The sequence below is a fragment of the Mesorhizobium sp. KR2-14 genome, assembly GCF_040049255.1.
Taxonomy (GTDB): domain Bacteria; phylum Pseudomonadota; class Alphaproteobacteria; order Rhizobiales; family Rhizobiaceae; genus Pseudaminobacter.
The window spans coordinates 225,415-243,620 of record NZ_JBDZDR010000001.1 but is presented as its reverse complement, the minus strand read 5'-3'; the positions used below and the strand labels follow the sequence as shown (position 1 = coordinate 243,620).

General features: G+C 62.1%; 11 protein-coding genes. 4 read left to right on the top strand and 7 right to left on the bottom strand.

What is annotated here, in order from left to right; genetic code table 11:
* Positions 1–86: 86 nt before the first annotated feature.
* The 3 genes from ABLE86_RS01140 (at position 87) to chrA (ending at position 3,942) form a co-directional block, all read left to right on the top strand.
* Positions 87–560: a host attachment protein gene (locus ABLE86_RS01140; protein ID WP_348777077.1), complete on the top strand. Its 474-nt coding sequence runs from the start codon at positions 87–89 to the stop codon at positions 558–560.
* 37 nt (positions 561–597) lie between these two features.
* Positions 598–2,505, top strand: a complete 1,908-nt coding sequence (gene ftsH, locus ABLE86_RS01135) for an ATP-dependent zinc metalloprotease FtsH (RefSeq protein ID WP_348777076.1) — start codon at positions 598–600, stop codon at positions 2,503–2,505.
* Positions 2,506–2,715: 210 nt separating this feature from the next.
* Positions 2,716–3,942 carry a chromate efflux transporter gene (chrA, locus tag ABLE86_RS01130; RefSeq protein ID WP_348777075.1) on the top strand — a complete coding sequence of 409 codons (1,227 nt, stop codon included), beginning with the start codon at positions 2,716–2,718 and terminating at the stop codon, positions 3,940–3,942.
* A 46-nt stretch (positions 3,943–3,988) separates the two neighbouring features.
* On the opposite strand, the gene ABLE86_RS01125 is transcribed toward chrA, so the two are convergent.
* The gene (locus ABLE86_RS01125; protein ID WP_348777074.1) at positions 3,989–5,194 is read right to left on the bottom strand and encodes a hypothetical protein; all 1,206 of its coding nucleotides are present in this window, start codon (positions 5,192–5,194) and stop codon (positions 3,989–3,991) included.
* Positions 5,195–5,370: 176 nt separating this feature from the next.
* Here ABLE86_RS01125 and ABLE86_RS01120 point away from each other — a divergent pair, with 176 nt between their 5' ends.
* On the top strand, positions 5,371–8,088 hold the full coding sequence (locus ABLE86_RS01120) for a bifunctional acetate--CoA ligase family protein/GNAT family N-acetyltransferase (protein WP_348777073.1): 2,718 nt from the start codon (positions 5,371–5,373) through the stop codon (positions 8,086–8,088).
* A gap of 8 nt (positions 8,089–8,096) precedes the next feature.
* Here ABLE86_RS01120 and ABLE86_RS01115 read toward each other — a convergent pair whose 3' ends face one another.
* The 6 genes from ABLE86_RS01115 to ABLE86_RS01090 all read right to left on the bottom strand — a co-directional run.
* Positions 8,097–9,413 (bottom strand): glucoamylase family protein, encoded by a 1,317-nt coding sequence (locus ABLE86_RS01115; protein WP_348777072.1) that lies wholly within the window; start codon positions 9,411–9,413, stop codon positions 8,097–8,099.
* A gap of 83 nt (positions 9,414–9,496) precedes the next feature.
* Positions 9,497–11,953, bottom strand: a complete 2,457-nt coding sequence (locus ABLE86_RS01110; protein ID WP_348777071.1) for a phosphoketolase family protein — start codon at positions 11,951–11,953, stop codon at positions 9,497–9,499.
* A 451-nt stretch (positions 11,954–12,404) separates the two neighbouring features.
* Positions 12,405–13,634, bottom strand: a complete 1,230-nt coding sequence (locus ABLE86_RS01105; RefSeq protein ID WP_348777070.1) for a TadE/TadG family type IV pilus assembly protein — start codon at positions 13,632–13,634, stop codon at positions 12,405–12,407.
* A gap of 201 nt (positions 13,635–13,835) precedes the next feature.
* Positions 13,836–14,963: an ABC transporter substrate-binding protein gene (locus ABLE86_RS01100; RefSeq protein WP_348777069.1), complete on the bottom strand. Its 1,128-nt coding sequence runs from the start codon at positions 14,961–14,963 to the stop codon at positions 13,836–13,838.
* Between the two features lie 170 nt (positions 14,964–15,133).
* Positions 15,134–15,505 (bottom strand): hypothetical protein, encoded by a 372-nt coding sequence (locus ABLE86_RS01095; RefSeq protein WP_348777068.1) that lies wholly within the window; start codon positions 15,503–15,505, stop codon positions 15,134–15,136.
* A gap of 57 nt (positions 15,506–15,562) precedes the next feature.
* Positions 15,563–18,206, bottom strand: a 2,644-nt coding sequence (locus ABLE86_RS01090) for a type I secretion C-terminal target domain-containing protein (protein ID WP_348777067.1), incomplete at its 5' end; no start/stop codon positions are given.

Sequence of the window (18,206 nt, the reverse complement as noted above, 5' to 3'; positions counted from 1 at the left end):
ATGATGCCGGCGCTGCTTCTTGATTGGGATCAAGGCTGCGCCTTGCGAGACCATCGACACTTCGGGCGATGTCCGGGAGGTGAAACATGAAGCCGCTTCGAATCTGGGTTCTCGTGGCGGATGGCGCCCACGCCCGCATAGTCCGCAATGCGTTCCATCGCAGCGAGATGGGAGAACCGCTCGAGGAGCTTTTCTTCAGCGCTCCCCACAAGCGGCTGAAGGAGATCATGGCCGACAAGCCTGGCCGCGCCTTCGCGTCAGCGGATTCGCGCAGCAGGTCGGCCATGGAGTACCGTTCCGACCCGGTGCATGAAGAACAGCAGGCATTTGCCAGCATGCTTGTCTCCGTGCTCGACGAACACCGGCTGGCCGGCGACTTCGACCGGCTGGCGATCATTGCCGCTCCGCGCATGCTTGGCGATCTGAGGGACGCCATGTCCGAGGGCCTGAGCGAAATCACGGTTGCGGAAGTGCCGAAGGACCTCACCAAGTTGACGGATCTGGAGCTGCGCGAGGCCATCGCGCAACTGGAAGTGAAGCAGGTGAGAAGCCCGGAATAGGAGCGGAAGCCCGATGCCAGGACTGGTGCCGCGTCAAATGGACAAGAAGCACACATTCAATTTCGGCTACTTGATCGCGGCCTTCCTGTTGATCACCCTTTTCCAGTTCTGGCTGGCATATCGTTCGGTGGAGCAGATCAGCTACAGCGACGTCATGCGCCTTGTAAACGAGGGTAAGGTCGCTTCGGTTACGCTGACCGAAACCATGATCGAGGGGCACTTCAAGGAACCGCAAAACGGAAAGACGCTGTTCGTAGCCAACCGCGTCGACCCGGCGACCGCCGCCGTCTTCGAGAAGGCTGGCGTTCAGGTGTCGGGCGCAAGCGATAGCAACTGGCTGACGACGCTGCTTTCCTGGGTGGTGCCGGTGCTCATCTTCTTCGGCCTCTGGATGTATCTGTTCCGCGGCTTCGCAGAACGGCAAGGCATGGGCGGGCTGATCAATATTGGAAAGTCAAAGGCCAAGGTCTATCTCGAGCGCAAGACGGGCGTGACTTTCGACGATGTTGCCGGGGCCGATGAAGCCAAGGCCGAACTGAGGGAAATCGTTTCCTTTCTGAAGGACAAGGACAAGTACGGGCGCCTCGGGGCGCGCATCCCCAAGGGAATATTGCTGGTCGGTCCGCCAGGCACCGGCAAGACGCTGATGGCGAGGGCTGTGGCGGGCGAAGCCGGGGTTCCGTTTTTCTCCATCTCAGGCTCCGAGTTCGTCGAAATGTTCGTCGGCGTCGGTGCGGCGCGCGTGCGGGACCTGTTCGAACAGGCGCGCCAGGCCGCCCCGTGCATCATCTTCATCGACGAGCTCGACGCGCTGGGGCGCGCGCGGAGCCCCTATGCCGGCTATGGTGGCGGTGATGAGAAAGAGCAGACACTGAACCAGCTTCTCTCGGAGCTCGACGGCTTCGATCCCCGCGTGGGCATCGTCCTGCTCGCGGCGACGAACCGCCCTGAGATACTCGACCCCGCTCTGCTGCGTGCCGGGCGCTTTGACCGCCAGGTTGTGATGGACAGACCGGACCGCGAAGGACGGGTCGCGATCCTCAAGGTTCACATGAAGTCGATAGCCGTGGCGGAGGATGTCAGCGTCGACGAGATCGCGGGCATTACGCCCGGCTTCACCGGAGCAGACCTGGCCAATCTCGTCAACGAAGCGGCTATTTTCGCTACCCGGCGCGACGCGGACAAGGTGGGAATGGTTGACTTCACTAATGCCGTGGAGCGGCTTGTTGTCGGCCTGGAGAGGAAGAGCAGGCTTCTCGGACCGGAGGAACGCGAGCGCGTCGCCTACCACGAAATGGGCCACGCACTGGCTGCGACGGCGTTGAAGGGAGCCGACCCTGTCAGGAAGGTGTCGATCATTCCGCGCTCCATCGGCGCGCTCGGCTATACGCTTCAGCGTCCGACCGAAGACCGGTTCCTAATCACCGAGGCGGAATTGAAAGACAAGATGATCGCCCTGCTTGCGGGCCGTGCGGCGGAAGAGATCATTTATGGCGAAATCTCAACAGGTGCAGCGGACGATCTTGCCAAGGCCACGGACATAGCGAGGCAAAGCGTCACGCGTTTCGGCATGAGCGGCACGGTGGGGCAGGCGGTGCTTGAAGAGCAGAGATCGCAGTGGCTGGGTGAGCATCAGGTCGGCTTTCGACCCAGGGACTATTCCGAGGCCACCGCGCGCGAGGTGGATCTGGCGGTCCGCAAGATGATCGACGAAGCCTATCACGCCGCGCAGGAACTGCTGCGTGCCAAGTTGCCCGACCTGAAAGCCGGGGCCAAGCTGCTGCTGGAACGCGAGACCATAACGCCCGCCGATTTTCCGCCTTTGCAGCGTGCGGAGGAACCGATCGCTGCCGTCATTCAGGAGCCGTCTCCCGCGGATGCATCGCCATCACCCGCACCGGCGGCGAAGCGAACACGAGTCGCAGCGGGAAACAAGCGAGCTTGATCGGCACGGTCGACGCCGCGCCGGTCCGCGCCCTCGACTGCAGGATAACGCGCGCAAATGCTGCCACCCGCCGGGTGCCTCCTGCTATTGCCGGGAGCCGTCGTTTTCGGACCGTGAAAGCGGCTGAACGAGCCGTTCGGGCTTTGCAAACGACCATTCGGCACCTATGCATCCCTGGATGCAAGGTGAGGGCGGGTGCCGCGGACGGCCATGACGATCTCAAAGAATGCCGCAACCGCGGCCGAACCAGGTTCCCATTCGCCTTTCGAGGTCTTTCGCGTTTTCCTGAAGCTCGGCCTGACCTCGTTTGGCGGGCCGATCGCTCATCTTGGATATTTCCGCGACGAGCTTGTCGTCCGGCGGCGCTGGATCGACGAGGCGGGCTATGCGGATCTCGTCGCGCTCTGCCAGTTCCTCCCGGGCCCGGCCTCCAGCCAGGTCGGCTTTGCGCTCGGAGTGCTGCGCGGCAATGGGCTGCTCGGCGGACTTGCCGCCTGGCTGGCCTTCACCATGCCCTCGGCGCTCATCCTGTTTGCGTTCGCGCTGGGTGCTTCCGGTTTCAGCGGCCCCGTCGCGGCAGGCTTTCTGCACGGGCTGAAGCTCGTTGCTGTCGCCGTCGTCGCACAGGCAATCTGGGGAATGGCCCGAACGCTCACGCCCGACCCGCAACGCGGCGCGATTGCCCTGATGGCCATCTTCATCGTGACCTTCATCGGCGGGTCCTTCGCGCAGATCGGCGCCATAGCGCTGGGCGGTGCGGCAGGCCTTTGGCTGTGCCGGCAGGAAGGAGCTGTCCTTTCCGGTCATTTGCGCTTCCCGGTTTCGCGCCGGCGCGGGGCCGTTTCTCTTCTGCTCTTCGCAGTTCTGCTTGTGGCGCTTCCCGTCGTGGTCAGCGCTACAGGCATACAGGGGCTTGCGCTCTTCGATGCCTTCTATCGTTCCGGGGCGCTGGTCTTTGGCGGGGGGCATGTTGTGCTGCCGCTTCTGCAGGCAGAAGTCGTTGCGCCCGGTTGGGTCACGAACGAGGCATTTCTTGCCGGCTATGGCGCCGCACAGGCTGTCCCCGGGCCGCTCTTCACTTTCGCGGCCTATCTCGGCGCAGTGATGGAACCGGCGCCCAATGGCTGGGTCGGCGCATCGATCGCGCTCGTGGGCATACTTCTGCCGGGCGTGCTGCTGGTCTACGGAATGCTCCCGTTCTGGGATACGCTTCGCCTGCGTTCCTGGGCCCAGGCGGTGATGCGTGGCACGAATGCAGCCGTGGTGGGCATTCTGGGGGCAGCCCTTTACAATCCTGTGTGGACCAGCGCCGTGAACGCCCCCCGCGATTTTGCGCTCGCTCTCGGAGGCTTTCTGCTGCTCACAGTGTGGAAGGCACCGCCCTGGACTGTGGTTGTTGCCCTCACGGCGACCGCAATGGCGCTCCATCTGATCTGATCGGCTGATCCGCCGATAGCCTGCCCCCGTGCTTCCGCGCGCGGTGTCAAACCGTCTTGTCTTCGGCGGGCGGGGGCGGCGTCCCCTCCACGGGCGTCTGCTGCACGGGTCGGCGTGCCGCCAAGGCCTCCAGAAGCCAGATCACTATCCCGCCGAGGCCGAGAAAGAGGATGAGCAGATTGATCAGCCATCCGAAAAACGGAATGAAATTCAGGGCGGCCGCCACGATGAGGCCCACCGCGAGCACGACGAGCCGCGCAGCCATTGTCGGTTCGAGATTGCCCAGCCCGGTGGCCACACGCCAGGAGAGCGCATAGATGCCCAACAGGTATCCCGCGATCCAGCAGACGACTATGGCGAAGAGCACCACCGGGATCAGCGGAATTCCCACCAACGACATAGCGCTTAGCGGAACCAGGCCGATCAGGGTGCCGAGGCCGAGGACGCCAAGGCACATTGACAGGAACGGACGGGTTATCGTGCGCTCGCGCATTCTTTCAACGCCGGCCGGGGCCGCCGCAAGCAGTATCGCCGCCACTACGAACAGGAACGCCAAGGTTATCAGGAAACCGAAGAAGATGCCGAGGAAAGAGGGCCACAGGTGCGGCATGTTATCGTGCATGGCTCTGTGGAAAGGCCCCATCCGCCCCTCCATCTCCCACTTTTCGAAATGGACCTTATTCGGCGCTATCACGCTCGGCGCTATTTCGATGGGCTCGCGGGCGAAGTAGGTCAGGGTGCCGCCGATCTTGGCATCGGGGCCGAATTTGAGCTTGCCGGCGGCCAGCCTGGCGTCGCCGCCTATCTGGCCGTTGACGGTCAGCGTGCCCGCGGCCGCAAGCAGGCTGCCGGTTACCGGAGCGTCGACCACGAGGGTGCCGGCTGCAAGCCGCGCGTTGCCGCCTACAGTCGCGTCCTTTTGCACAAGCACGTTGTAGCCGCTGGCGGAGAGATCCTCGCCGATCGGCTGACGTATATTCACGGAAAAGCCGGAAGCATAAAGGTCTTGTCCGACGGGGGCGTCGACATCGACACTAAAGCCCATGGCATGGGCATCCTTCTCGACCTTTCCGGTGACGTCGACCGAAAACGCGGCTGCCATGAGGTCGCGCGGGCTAGGCTCTGAAAGCAGCACGCTCTGGCCCGAAGCATAGGTGTCGCCCCCGAGCACAATCCGGTCGTCGGCGCGTGCGGCCGTGGCGAAAAGAAATGCGCAGAAGACAGCCATGACATGCCGGTTTTGCAAGATCATGCCGAGCCTCCTCCAAGCCGCGTATGCGCAGAGCAACAACATAGCATGACAGTTCAAGGCTGCGGCGCATTGATCGCGCTCAACCCCACGTCGCACTGTGCCTGCATCGGGTTTGACGGAGCCCTGTGGTGCTCCATAATGTTTGTGCGGGTTCGGTGAGACGAAGGAAGACGGTTATGACCATCCGGAATCTCGAACATGTGATCAATCCCGGGAGCGTCGCCGTCATTGGCGCTTCCGATCGCGAAGGCTCGGTGGGCCGGGTGGTCATCAGGAACATCATCAACGGTGGCTTTGAAGGCGAAATCTGGCCGGTAAATCCGAAGCATCGGGAGATAGCGGGCCGTCGCAGCTATGCGAACATTGCTGATACTCCCGGTGTTCCCGATCTGGCGGTCATCGTGACGTCACCTGAGACGGTGCCGGGCATTATCCACGAGCTTGGAACGAAGGGCACGCGCGCGGCGGTCGTCATTACCGCGGGCCTGAACGAGCGGAACGGGTTGAAACAGGCGATGCTGGATGCCGCAAGGCCATTCCTCTTTCGCATCGTCGGGCCGAATTCGGTTGGGCTTCTGGTGCCCCGGGCCAAGCTGAATGCCAGCTTTGCGCATATGACGGCCAAGCCGGGCGGCGTTGCCTTGCTGTCGCAATCGGGCGCCGTTGTCACCTCCTTGATCGACTGGGCCGCAGACAAGCAGATCGGCTTCTCATGCATCGCTTCCATGGGCGATATGGCCGATGTCGACGTCGCGGATCTCATCGACCTGTTCGCCGGCGATGCCGATACCCATGCCATTCTGCTCTATCTTGAATCCATCCCGTATCCGAGAAAGTTCATGTCTGCCGCAAGGGCGGCCGCCCGGCTCAAGCCGGTCGTGGCGATCAAGGCCGGAATACATGCCGAAGCCGCAAAGGCCGCCGCCACCCACACAGGCGCGCTGTCGGGTGCCGATCGGGTGGCCGATGCGGCCTTGAACCGCGCGGGCATCTTGCGGGTTCGCGGTCTCGCCGATCTATTCGACGCCACCGAGACAATCGCGCGCTTTCCACCGCTCGAGCAGTCTAGGGTGGGCATCGTTACCAATGGGGGCGGGGCGGCGGTGCTCGCGATCGATCAATTGATCGAAAGCAAGGGCCGCCTGGCGGAGTTTTCCGCTGAAACGATCGCGCAACTCGACAAGGTTCTTCCGCCGACATGGTCGCGCGCAAACCCGGCCGACATCATCGGCGATGCCTCGCCGGAGCGATACAAGGTCGCGGTCGAGGCGGTGGCTTTGGACCCACAGGTCGACACGCTGCTTGTGATGAACTGCCCCACCGGTCTTGCGTCTTCGGCCGCGGCCGCAACCGCAGTCGCTTCGCTTGCCACACGTGGAATGATCCAGCGAAAGCCGGTGCTCACCTGCTGGCTTGGCGAACATACGGCGCGAGCCGGGCGGACCATCCTGGGTGACGCCGGCATCGCAACCTTTGAAACCCCGGCCGACGCGGCCACCGCCGTCTCTTATCTCAGCGACTGGTCCCGCGCACAGAACGCGCTGCTGCGCGTACCTTCCACCCGCAGCGAAGACATTTCCGGTGACCGGGACGCGGTGCAGGCCATTTTCCGCGCCGTTGCCGCAGACAACCGACGCATCCTGACCGAACCGGAAGCCAAGACTGTCATTGCGGCGTATGGCATTCCGGTCCCCGAAACGGTTGTCGCGTATTCGCCCGAAGAGGTCGAAGCCGCCGCACAGCGGATCCTCAGCAACACGGGGAAGGTGGCCGTGAAACTGCTGTCCCGAACCATCTCCCACAAATCCGATGTTGGCGGCGTGGTTCTCGGCATCGAGACGGCCGAGGCCGCTCGCCAGGCCGCGGACCATATCCGCGAACGTCTGGCCCAGATGGGTTCGGCTGATGCCATCGATGGCTATTCGGTGCAGCCCATGATCGAGCGCAAGAATGCACAGGAGCTGATACTCGGTGTCAGCCGGGACCCGGCCTTCGGTCCGGTGGTGCTTTTCGGCGCGGGCGGCACTGCCGTCGAGGTGGTGGACGATACCGCGATTGCCTTGCCGCCTCTCGACGATGTGCTTGCATCGGATCTGATCGATCGCACACGCATCGGCCGCCTGCTTGCGGGCTTCCGCGACCGCAAACCCGCCGACCGCCGCGCCATCAATCTGGCGATCAATGGCGTGTCGCAGTTGATCGTCGATTTTCCGTGCATCGTCTCCATGGATATCAATCCGCTGCTCGCCGACGAGCAGGGGGTGCTGGCGCTTGACGCGCGGATCGAGATCGATCCCGTCGATGTCGAGACGCCCGGCCCAAACCAGGCGCTGGCGATACGGCCGTATCCGGAAAGCTGGCAGGCGCACGTGCCGCTTGATGGGGTCGACTACCTGATCCGGCCGATCAAGCCTGTCGATGTCGCGCTCCATCAGAAGTTCCTGTCGAGAATTTCGCCCGAAGACATGCGGTTGCGGTTCCTCGCTCCGCGCAAGAATTTTTCCGGCAAGACACTGCTGCGTCTGACTCAGCTTGATTACGATCGCGAAATGGCGTTCGTGGCGCTGGAACCCAACGGTGACCTGGCCGGCATCGTCCGGCTATGTACCGATCCGGATCATGAGTCCGGCGAATACGGCATACTCGTCCGCAGCGATCTGCAAGGCCATGGGGTCGGCTGGGCGCTGTTGCAGCATATGATCCGCTACGCGACTGCCGATGGCCTGAAACAGGTTGAAGGGCTGATCCTCAGCGAGAACACCAAGATGCTGGAGATGTGCCGCGAGTTGGGATTTGTGCTGACCGCCCATCCGACCGAACGCGGGCTTGTGCTGGCAACCCTGAAGCTTGGGGCCGTGGGGCAGGGTGCGATTGATGCCTCCGGCGAGGAGTAGCCGGCTTTCTACAGCCATTCGCCTAAAAAGCCTGCTCGGCGCAGGCCGGTCAGTATTGGCGGGCAACGTCGCATCAGGTTCCAGATCAGCCCGGTTCGATAGTTCTCGATCATGAGAACCACCGGACCCTGGTCGATGCCGAAGTGGTAGGGACTCACCCACCAGCCGGTGGGACTGTCTTCCATCGAAAAAGTGGCGTTGAACGAAGGCCGGAACCCGTAAAGCCTGTCGGCACCGAGGTGCAGTGAAGAAAAATACCGCACCGTCGGAAAGACGATTTCCGGTGCGAAGGGCAGGGAGCCTATGACGACCCAGGGAGACACCGTGCCGTCGTCTGGGCCGAATGGTGCGCCGCGTGCGATGTAGTCGAAGAAGTTCCGCTCCACGCCGTCTATCACGCGAGTGCGCCAGCCGGGTCCATCGCTTGCGGTGAAACCCCAGCAGAAATGCCCGTAAAGCGCGAACCCCATCGGGTTCCGGATCGCATACTGCTGCTGCACCAGTGTGGCTTGCCGGCTGTTCTGGAAATAGTCGCTGCCGCGCTCTCGCATGAATTGGTCCTGGAGGCCTCTGAAGTCGATCCACATGTGCGAGAGCTGGTGGGTAAACAGCGGTCCCGAATAAAGAAGCTCGTGGCCGTAGATTTCCTTCCACTCGTAGGTGGCGGTGTATGCGGCGTAGCTTTCAGGCGGCAGCGGATGGGTTGGGGAGCCAAGGCCGAGAATATAGAGCAGAAGGCCTTCATCATAGCCGCGCCAGCGGTGGGGAATGAACCCGCTCTCCGGGTGCCAGCCATGCGTCAAGGTTGCGCCGCCATTGCGGGCCCAGTCCCAATCGGCGCGTTCGTAGAGCGCATGGGCAAGCAGGCGGATTTCCGCCTCGTCGGCGCTGTCGCCGTCGAAATAGGAGGCTACGGTGAGGGCGCCGGCAAACAGGAATGCCGAGTCGATGGTGGACAGCTCACATTGCCAGACGCGACGGCCGGTTTCGATATCCAGGAAATGATAGAAGAAGCCCTTGTATCCGGAAACGTCAGGCCCCGGGCCCTGCGGACATTCGAACAGGAACTGCAGACGCTTGCGTGTTATCTTCGCCGCGAATTCGCGGATGATCACCCCGCGCTCCACCACCACCGGAATCGTCGCAAGCGCCATCCCGAGCGCAGCTATGCTTGCGGGCGAAACCGGGTTCGTATTGTCGCGCACCAACCCGTTGTCCGGGTTGGTGACCTGCAGATAATACAAGAGGGTGGTAAATTGCAGCCACCCCAACTCTTCGTCGGTCGGCGGGACATCGCTAGCCAGGTCGGTCAAAAGCATTGGCATTGGCTTACGCCGTTTACCTGCGGGACGACACGAAGAAGGAGCCGGTGAGCAGCGCTGCCGCCAGGGCCGTCAGACCGAGCGGCTCAGATGTTGTCTCCTTCCGTGGAGGTCTTTTGAGACTTTCCTCGAGACCCGTCCGCGCCCCACTTCCAGTTTCTGATCTCCGGCATGTCATCCCCGTAGCGATCGATATATTCCCGGTGCTCGATCAGCTTTTCGTGGATCGCCTGCTTGAAGTATGCGGCCCGCGCTCCGAGCTGCGGCAGCCGGTCGATCACGTCTTCCACCAGATGGAAGCGATCGAGGTCGTTCAGCACCACCATGTCGAACGGCGTCGTTGTCGTGCCCTCTTCCTTGTAGCCGCGAACATGCAGATTATCGTGGTTGGTCCGGCGATAGGTGAGGCGGTGAATGAGCCAGGGGTAGCCGTGGAAGGCGAAGATGATCGGCTTGTTCTTCGTGAACAGGACATCGAAGTCGCGATCCGACAAGCCATGCGGATGCTCGCTCGATGGCTGCAGCTTCATCAGGTTCACCACATTGATCACGCGGACCTTCAGTTCCGGCAGGTGCTTGCGGATCAGCTGCACTGCGGCCAGCGTCTCAAGCGTCGGGACATCGCCGCAGCACGCCATGACCACGTCGGGCTCCGAACCCCTGTCATTGCTGGCCCATTCCCAGATGCTAAGGCCCTCGGCACAGTGCTTTATGGCCTGATCCATCGTTAGCCATTGTGGCGCCGGCTGCTTGCCCGCGACCACGACGTTCACATAGTCGCGGCTGCGCAGGCAGTGGTCCGTAACCGACAGCAGTGTATTGGCGTCTGGTGGCAGGTAGACGCGGATCACTTCCGCCTTCTTGTTGACGACGTGATCGATGAAGCCCGGATCCTGATGGCTGAAGCCGTTGTGATCCTGGCGCCAGACGTGGGAACTGAGGAAATAGTTGAGCGAGGCGATCGGCCGGCGCCACGGGATCTCCCGGCTGACCTTCAGCCATTTCGCATGCTGGTTGAACATCGAGTCGATGATATGGATGAAGGCCTCGTAGCACGAGAAGAAGCCATGCCTTCCCGTCAGCAGGTAGCCCTCCAGCCAGCCCTGGCATTGATGCTCGCTGAGAACCTCCATCACGCGGCCGTCAGGTGCCAGATGGTCGTCTTCGGGATAGATCTCTGCCATGAAGCAGCGGTTGGTGACTTCCAGCACGTCCTGCCAGCGGTTGGAGTTGTTTTCATCCGGGCTGAACAGGCGGAAGTTCTTGCTGTCCAGGTTGAGCTTCATCACATCGCGCAAGAACTTGCCCATGACGCGGGCCGATTCCGCTGTTGTTGCGCCGGGGCTGGGCACATCCACTGCATAATCCCTGAAGTCGGGGAGCTTGAGGTTGCGCAGCAAGAGCCCGCCATTGGCATGCGGGTTGTCGCTCATCCGACGATGGCCCCTTGGGGCCAGGGAAGCAAGTTCGGAAAGGAACCGTCCGTCCTGGTCGAACAACTCTTCAGGGCGGTAGCTCTTCATCCATTGCTCGAGGATGCGGACGTGTTCGGGCTTGTCCATGTCGGCCATGGGCACCTGGTGCGAGCGCCAGTAGTCCTCGCATTTCTTGCCGTCGATTTCCGCAGGGCATGTCCAACCCTTCGGCGTGCGAAAGACGATCATCGGCCAGGAAGGGCGCTTCAGGTTGCCGTTCTCGCGCGCGTCTGCCCAGATCCGCTTGATTTCAGCCACTACCGTGTCCAGAACGGCCGCCAGCCTTTGCTGCACGCGCGCAGGGTCACGCCCTTCCACAAAATACGGCGTGTAGCCCATGCCCTCGAAGAACTTTCTCAGCTCGTCCTCCGGGATGCGAGCCAGGAAGCAGGGATTGGCGATCTTGTATCCATTCAGATGAAGGATCGGCAGGACACAGCCATCACGCGCCGGATTCAGGAACTTGTTGCTTTGCCAGCCGGTGGCGAGGGGCCCGGTTTCGGCTTCGCCGTCGCCAACGATGCAAGCCACGATCAGGTCCGGATTGTCGAAGGCAGCGCCGTAGGCGTGGCTGAGTGCATAGCCCAGTTCACCGCCTTCGTGGATGCTGCCCGGGGTTTCCGGCGCCACGTGGCTCGGAATTCCGCCCGGGAAGCTGAATTGCTTGAAAAGCTTCCTTAAGCCTTCCTCGTCCTGGCTGATGTTCGGATACACCTCGCTATATGTCCCTTCCAGGTAGGCATGCGCCACCAGCGAGGGGCCGCCATGTCCCGGTCCGATGATATAGATCATGTTCAGGTCATCGCGCTTGATCACGCGATTGAGCTGGACATAGAGCATGTTCAGGCCCGGCGACGTACCCCAGTGGCCCAGCAACCTCGGCTTGATGTGCTCGCGCTTCAGCGGCTCCTTCAGCAGCGGATTGTCGAGAAGATATATCTGGCCAACCGACAGGTAGTTGGATGCTCTCCAATACGCATCCATGGCCTGCAGTTCCTGTTTCGAAAGCGGGCCCGTTTCGGCGACGGAAACGGTCCTCTCGTCTTCGGCAAGTTTGGCGGGGGTCATGGGGGGTCCTCTCACTATCGTTGGGGACCTTCAGAGGCGAGACGCCTACCGTCACCGCCCATTAGCGCCGAGGCTCGCTCTCACGCTACATGCACCGCAGATAGCTCCCACCCCGGCGAAGGGACGAGCGCCTGAACGGAGCGCCGCGATAACGTCGAAGTCATGGATCTGGTTCCGCGCGAGGCATCGCTTTGGCCGATGGGTCGACCGCGGTCGCAGTGCTGCTTGCATCCTGCAGAGGACGAAACAGCGTCAGGGGGCCTCGTCACGCCGTGCGCCGTCCGCCTCAATCTGGCCCGATGCCTCATTGGCGGTGAGGCTATCGGGCCAGATTATGGCGCCGGGCGGGAGCCACGGCGCATCCATAGGCGCGCATGGCTTGTGCCGGGCTGGCGCATCGCGAGTGTCCGGCCGGGCCAGTCTCACTTTGCTGAGCACGCCCGTAGGCGTTTCATTTCACCAGCGCCACGTGCCGGCCCGCCAACATTTCACGACCGCCAAGTTGTGCCTGACAATTTGACTCGATGGCCGAGTTGCCGGTCATCTCTATGGTGTCGCCGACCAGGCGAAGGCAGGCGCTGGCTGAAGCTGTCGAGTTGCCTGCAAAGAAGATGTGGGCCTTGGGAGCGTAGACGAAGCCGCTGACCTTCGAACCGGAGGTACCGTTGATGGTGAGCTCGTTTTGATTGTCCCGGGCCTGATAGATGGTGATACCGGCATAGGGCCCTGAGGTCGGCGGGGACAGGTCTACCAGCTGGTTCGCGGTGATGGAGAAGCTCGCATTCTCCAGCAGGAAGATGGTGACGCCGTGCCCGACCAGGCTTCCGTTGCCGTTGAGCTTCACCTCTCCGCCCCGCAGCACATAGACCCCCGGTTGGAGCGTAATGTTCCCGGAAAAGCTCTGCTTGCAATAGGTGCCGGGCGTCAGGGTCTTTGCGTTGTTGCCGTTCGGAACGGTCCTGTTGCATCCGTCATTCGGCGGCGTGATGTTGAGCAGCGGATCGAGCGAGGCGAACTGCTGCTCCAGCGGTGCGCCGCAGGCCAGCTTGGACGACGGGCCGGACAGTCCCGAGGTTTTGCCGACGGTCACGATGCATTCGGCGGCCACTTGCGCGGAGCCGCCTCGTGAAACCGAATCCGCGGCCCTGGAATTCGCCGCGATGACGCATCCGTTCAGCGCAACCTGCGTGGATCCCTGAAGCTTCACGGCAGCCGAAGCGCTCGGGTTCAACGCCATCACGCATGCGGGCGACCCCGGCAACACGCGGACGCTTGAAGACCGATGGGCGTTCCAGGTGAAGGGGCCGCGCATGAAGCCGGGGTTGAAGATCGTCGACGACACATCGATGGTGCCGTTTGGCCCCGATGGGACGTCGACCTTGAATTTGGAAACGGTGTCGGCCAACGGGTCGGTTTCGTCGATATCCTCGGAAAGACCGTAAAGATTTGCGGCGAACAGTTCCCGGCCCATCTGGTTCATTTCCTCGGCCGACATGCCCGGATAGTACTTGGTGCCGATCGCCAATGCGGATGCATCGAGAGCGTTCTGCAGCCTTGAAGCCTTGGTATAGGTAGTTACCACATCGATTGCGCCGGCTACGGCCGCCATCGTGGGTAGAGACGCGATAGCCAGTATTGCGGCGAAGTTCCCCTCTTGGGACTTCCAAAAACGCCTTAGCATGCGGTGTCCCTCCTGTGTGCCTGATTGTCATGGCTGATTGGGCCACAGATGCATTCAGGCTTTATTGAAAGAACTGCTAAATTTGGAAGTATCGGTGGAGATTAGCGGGTTTTGGCGCCGTCGTGCTGGGTCGACGCGCTCTTGTCGGCCCTTTGTGGTGGCTGTGCCGCAGGCGATACTGTCGGGGCAAGCTCGCCCCACTTACCCCGATGCGGACTTGGCGACCTGCTTGAGCGCGCCTTTCTGGATCCGGTAGAACGGCATGGTTCTCTCGCTGCCGCCGTCAGGCCTGAAGCGAAATACACCGGTGGACCCGCGGAAGCCGGCCGGATTTTCAAACACGCTCTTCTGCAATCCATCGGCCCCGAGCGCATTGGCGATGCCTGCCGTCAGCGCAACGGTGTCATAGGCATAGGCGACCGTGATATCCGCCGGATAGTTGAAGGTTGTCTTGAAGCGCTCGGCGATGGGGCCGGTCTCCGTTGAGTCCAGCGTGGCAACGTAGGCGCCTTGCAGGGCAGGATCGTCAACCGAATGCTCGAGCCACCGGTTGGTGCCGACCAGCACCATGTCCTTCTTCAGTAGCCCTTCCGAGCGCAGCGCTGCTGCGATGAACGCGGGGTTGCCGCCGCCGGTGGCAAGGACGATCGCTTCCGGCGCGTCGACCAGAGCTTTCATGTCAGCCACGGCCTTGGTGGCGCTTTCGTTGATGTCATAGGCTACCGTCACTGCCAGCTTGGCCCCGTAGACGCTGAGGCTATTGGCGACGCGCTTTTCAAGCATTGCCGCATCCGGGCCGCGGGGAACCAGCAGCACGAATTTTCGCGCGCCCTTTGCGGCGATCGCGCCTGCGCCGGCGGCCGCGCTGTCGCCTTCGTTCAAGGGCACGGAATAGATGCCCGGCGCGCCTTCGAAATTGTCGGCCAGGGTAAGCACCGGCGGCAGGTTTCCAGATACCCGGGCAAGGTGCCGCACGGCGGTAAGCTCCGTGGGGCCGATGACGACTCGCGACGAAAGCGCCTTCACGGCCAGTTCCTTGGCGCGTGTTTCGTCGCCACCGGTGTCTTCGATTGTCAGCGTCAGAACGTCATTGCCCAGGTCGCTCATGGCGAGCTGGGCCGCATCCTTCATCTTCCTGCCCAACTCGCCTTTGCGGCCGGAGGCGGAAAGCGGCAGCAGCATGGTCACCTTGGTCCGGCCTTTGCCCAACACCAGTGATGCCGCCTGGGGTGTCGTGGTGGCCTGTTCCGGCGATGTGCCCGCGCCGGTGGAATCGAGCGCCTCCGAAACGGTTCCGTTCGACTGACACGCCGCGAGAAGAATTGCCAAGACCAAAGCGCCTGCCAGAAGCGGAAATTTATGCATGTCGGCTTTCAGCAATTTCCAGGCCCAGAAGTGGGCTCGAGAACAAGGGCCCGAGCAAAAACACGGCACGCCCGGCAAACACCGGGCGCGCCTTCATCGCGTAAGACGAGCACACTGCACGCATCCCAGGCCGGTCAGTTCATGTACTCGACCATCCGGCTATGGAAGCATGCGCATTTGTTGAGATTGTCCTCGTCGAGATAGTTGGTCTTCAGGTAGCCGAAGGCTCTGCCGCAGGCCGCTTTCGCCTCCACGGCCCAGACGAATGCGGGCCGCCGGGAGTAGATCCACTGCGGATCCTCCGACACGGCCACCGACTCGTCCATCAACCGCACAACCGTGGCCGTCAGCTGGCCGACGTTCCCGGTGAGTAAAAGCGCAGTCGGGCCGGACGCCGGACAATATTCGATCTGCGGGCCTCCGACGAGATCTGCGGCATAGCCCGCAGATCCGGCCGGCGCCAGGAGCGCCGCGCAGCAAAGCAAGGACTTTGCAAGTTTTTTCATGCTGAGTTCCCTCCAGCAATTTCTTTATATCACGAGCTTGCGTTTGCACACCATAGATCAGCCCTCGCTTGGTGCGGTGGTATGCTTGTCGTCGTCGTAGAGAAGCGTGATCGTGCTCGCCAACGGCATGTTCTCCAGCGTCGCCACATGGACGAAATTGCTGCCATTGGCCGCGCCGTCTTGATCCACGCTCAGGACGCCCGTCGACTGGTCGTATTTGACGAAGTGGCTGATGTCCTCGCCATTGGTGCTGAACAGGGAGGTGAGGTCTATCACGTCGCCATCGCCGCCGATGCCGCTGTAGTCGGTGATCAGGTCGTTGATGTCCAGGCTGTCGAGCTTGAACGTATCGGCGCCTGCACCGCCCGTCAGCGTGTCTCGCCCCAACCCGCCGATCAGCAGGTCATTGCCATCACCGCCGATGAGGATGTCGTTGCCCGGACCGCCGTCCAGTATGTTGTTGACACCGTCGCCGCCGACCAGGAGATCGCTGCTGTCGGAGCCCATGATGTGCTCCGCGACAGTTGGGCTCGCAAGAGCCTCGATCCCGGCAGCAGTCGGCTGGCCGTCGCCTGTGTAGTCGAAGGCAACGATCGAGTGCGAAACATCCAACGCCTGGATGTCGTTGTGCATGGCCGAGGTTGCTTCAGCGTAAGGTGTCAGGCCATTGGCCACATGAACGTTGAAGTTCGCCGTCCCGGTATGATCCCCGTCCCCGTCCGTGAGTTGCAGCGTCACCGGGATCGTATGGTCGACCGTGGTGGACGTTACGCCGACGTTCGTGAGGTTGAGTTTGGTCTTGCCCGACGACTCGTACGCATCGATCCATGCAATTTGCGCACCGGAAGGCGATGTGATCGTCAGTGAAGTGATGCCATTTGTCGGGGTGTAGGCACGAAATGTTCCATCGGTGAAATGGGCGACGAACTCGATCTTGTTGTTCGAACTAACCGCATCGAACGTGAATGTGGCATATGATGCATTGGCCAAAGTGATGTTAGGCGGCGTGTAGGGACCTGCGCCATCATAGTCATTCGGCGTTCCGAAATCGAAACGCATGAACTCGCCTTTGTCGAAGTTATTGTTTCCGAGACCCCAACCTTGGCCAGAGCCGTTGACGTCGTTCGTTTGAGTGAGCGAGGGATTGCCGCCACCCAACCAAGCCGATTCGTGTTGTGAGGTGAAGACGCCATTAGCATCGGTGGGCTTCCAGCCGGTTACCATGACGATATTTTGGCCGCCTTGCGTCACGATGACTGAAGAGCTTGGACCGCTGCCGAAAGAACTGCCGCTACCGATCGAAACAGGAGTTGTCTTGCCATCCAGCGGCGCCAGCAGGTCAAAAACATACTGTCCCGATGATGGGTTCACGGTAATGGTGAATACCGCAGTATCACCTTGGTTATAGGTACCGTTGTTGTCATTGTCGGCATAGGCGGTCAACACGTTACCCGTCTGCACCGTTATAAGATTGTGGCCGCCAGAGGTAATGCCGGTGGTATTAGCTGTAATCGTCATGGCCGACCCGACGCCATCGGCTCCGGCCACAAAGTCGATATGTCCGACTGCAGGTGTTTGCGAAGGATCGTTGCTTGCCTGCTGACTCTGCACGCTGTTCAATATCGGAACATCGTCGACGATGTCGATGACCAGATTGCCGGCGGGAGCCGGATCGCCGTCGGCGTCCTTCACCACCACCGCAAAGCTGACCGAGGTGTCGTCGCCGGACGTGTTGGTCAGCAGCGTGTAGCTGTAGTGGATCGTACCCACGCCCGTCGTGGCATTGTATTCGTACCAGGCCGTCAGTTCGCCCGTCGCGTCCGCGAAGGTCTGCGCCGTCCCCGTCAGCACATGGCCGCCCAGCGACACCGCCGACACCCCGTCCGCCGAGGTGAAGCCGATCGTCCCCGACGTCGTCTCGCGCGGATCGGCGTTGGCGGAGCCGTCGCCCGTCTCGCCCGAACCCGCAGGCTTGCCGTCATGCGCCGGAAGACCTGCCTCGTAGACCTTCGTGCCGTCGGAACCGGCCCCTGGGATCGACACTGTCGGCGTCGAGTTGCCGATCTCGATCGTCAGCGTGGTGTGCGACAGGTCGCCGTCAGCGTCCTTGATCGTGTAGGTGAACACGTCCTGCCCGCCACCGGCCGTGCCCGGATCGCGCAGATAGCTGTACGAGCCGTCGGCATTCAGCGTCAGCTTGCCGTAGGTGCCCTGGATGGTCGCCCCGACCGTCGTGGCGTCGTCGAGGGCGCCGGTGCTGCCCTTGGCAACGCCGACGACCCCGCCCGAAACGTCCTTGCCGTCCGCGCCAAACACGTCGTTCGACAGCACGTCGCCCGTGATCGGCGCAAAACTCCCCGCTTCGACGTTGTCCGTGTCGGCATACGCCGTCGGCTCGTCGTCGACGATGCTGATGACCAGATTGCCGGCGGGAGCCGGATCGCCGTCGGCATCCTTCACCACCACCGCAAAGCTGACCGAGGTGTCGTCGCCGGACGTGTTGCTCAGCAGCGTGTAGCTGTAGTGGATCGTACCCACGCCCGTCGCGGCATTGTATTCGTACCAGGCCGTCAGTTCACCCGTCGTGTCCGCGAAGGTCTGCGCCGTCCCCGTCAGCACATGGCCGCCCAGCGACACCGCCGACACCCCGTCCGCCGAGGTGAAGCCGATCGTCCCCGACGTCGTCTCGCGCGGATCGGCG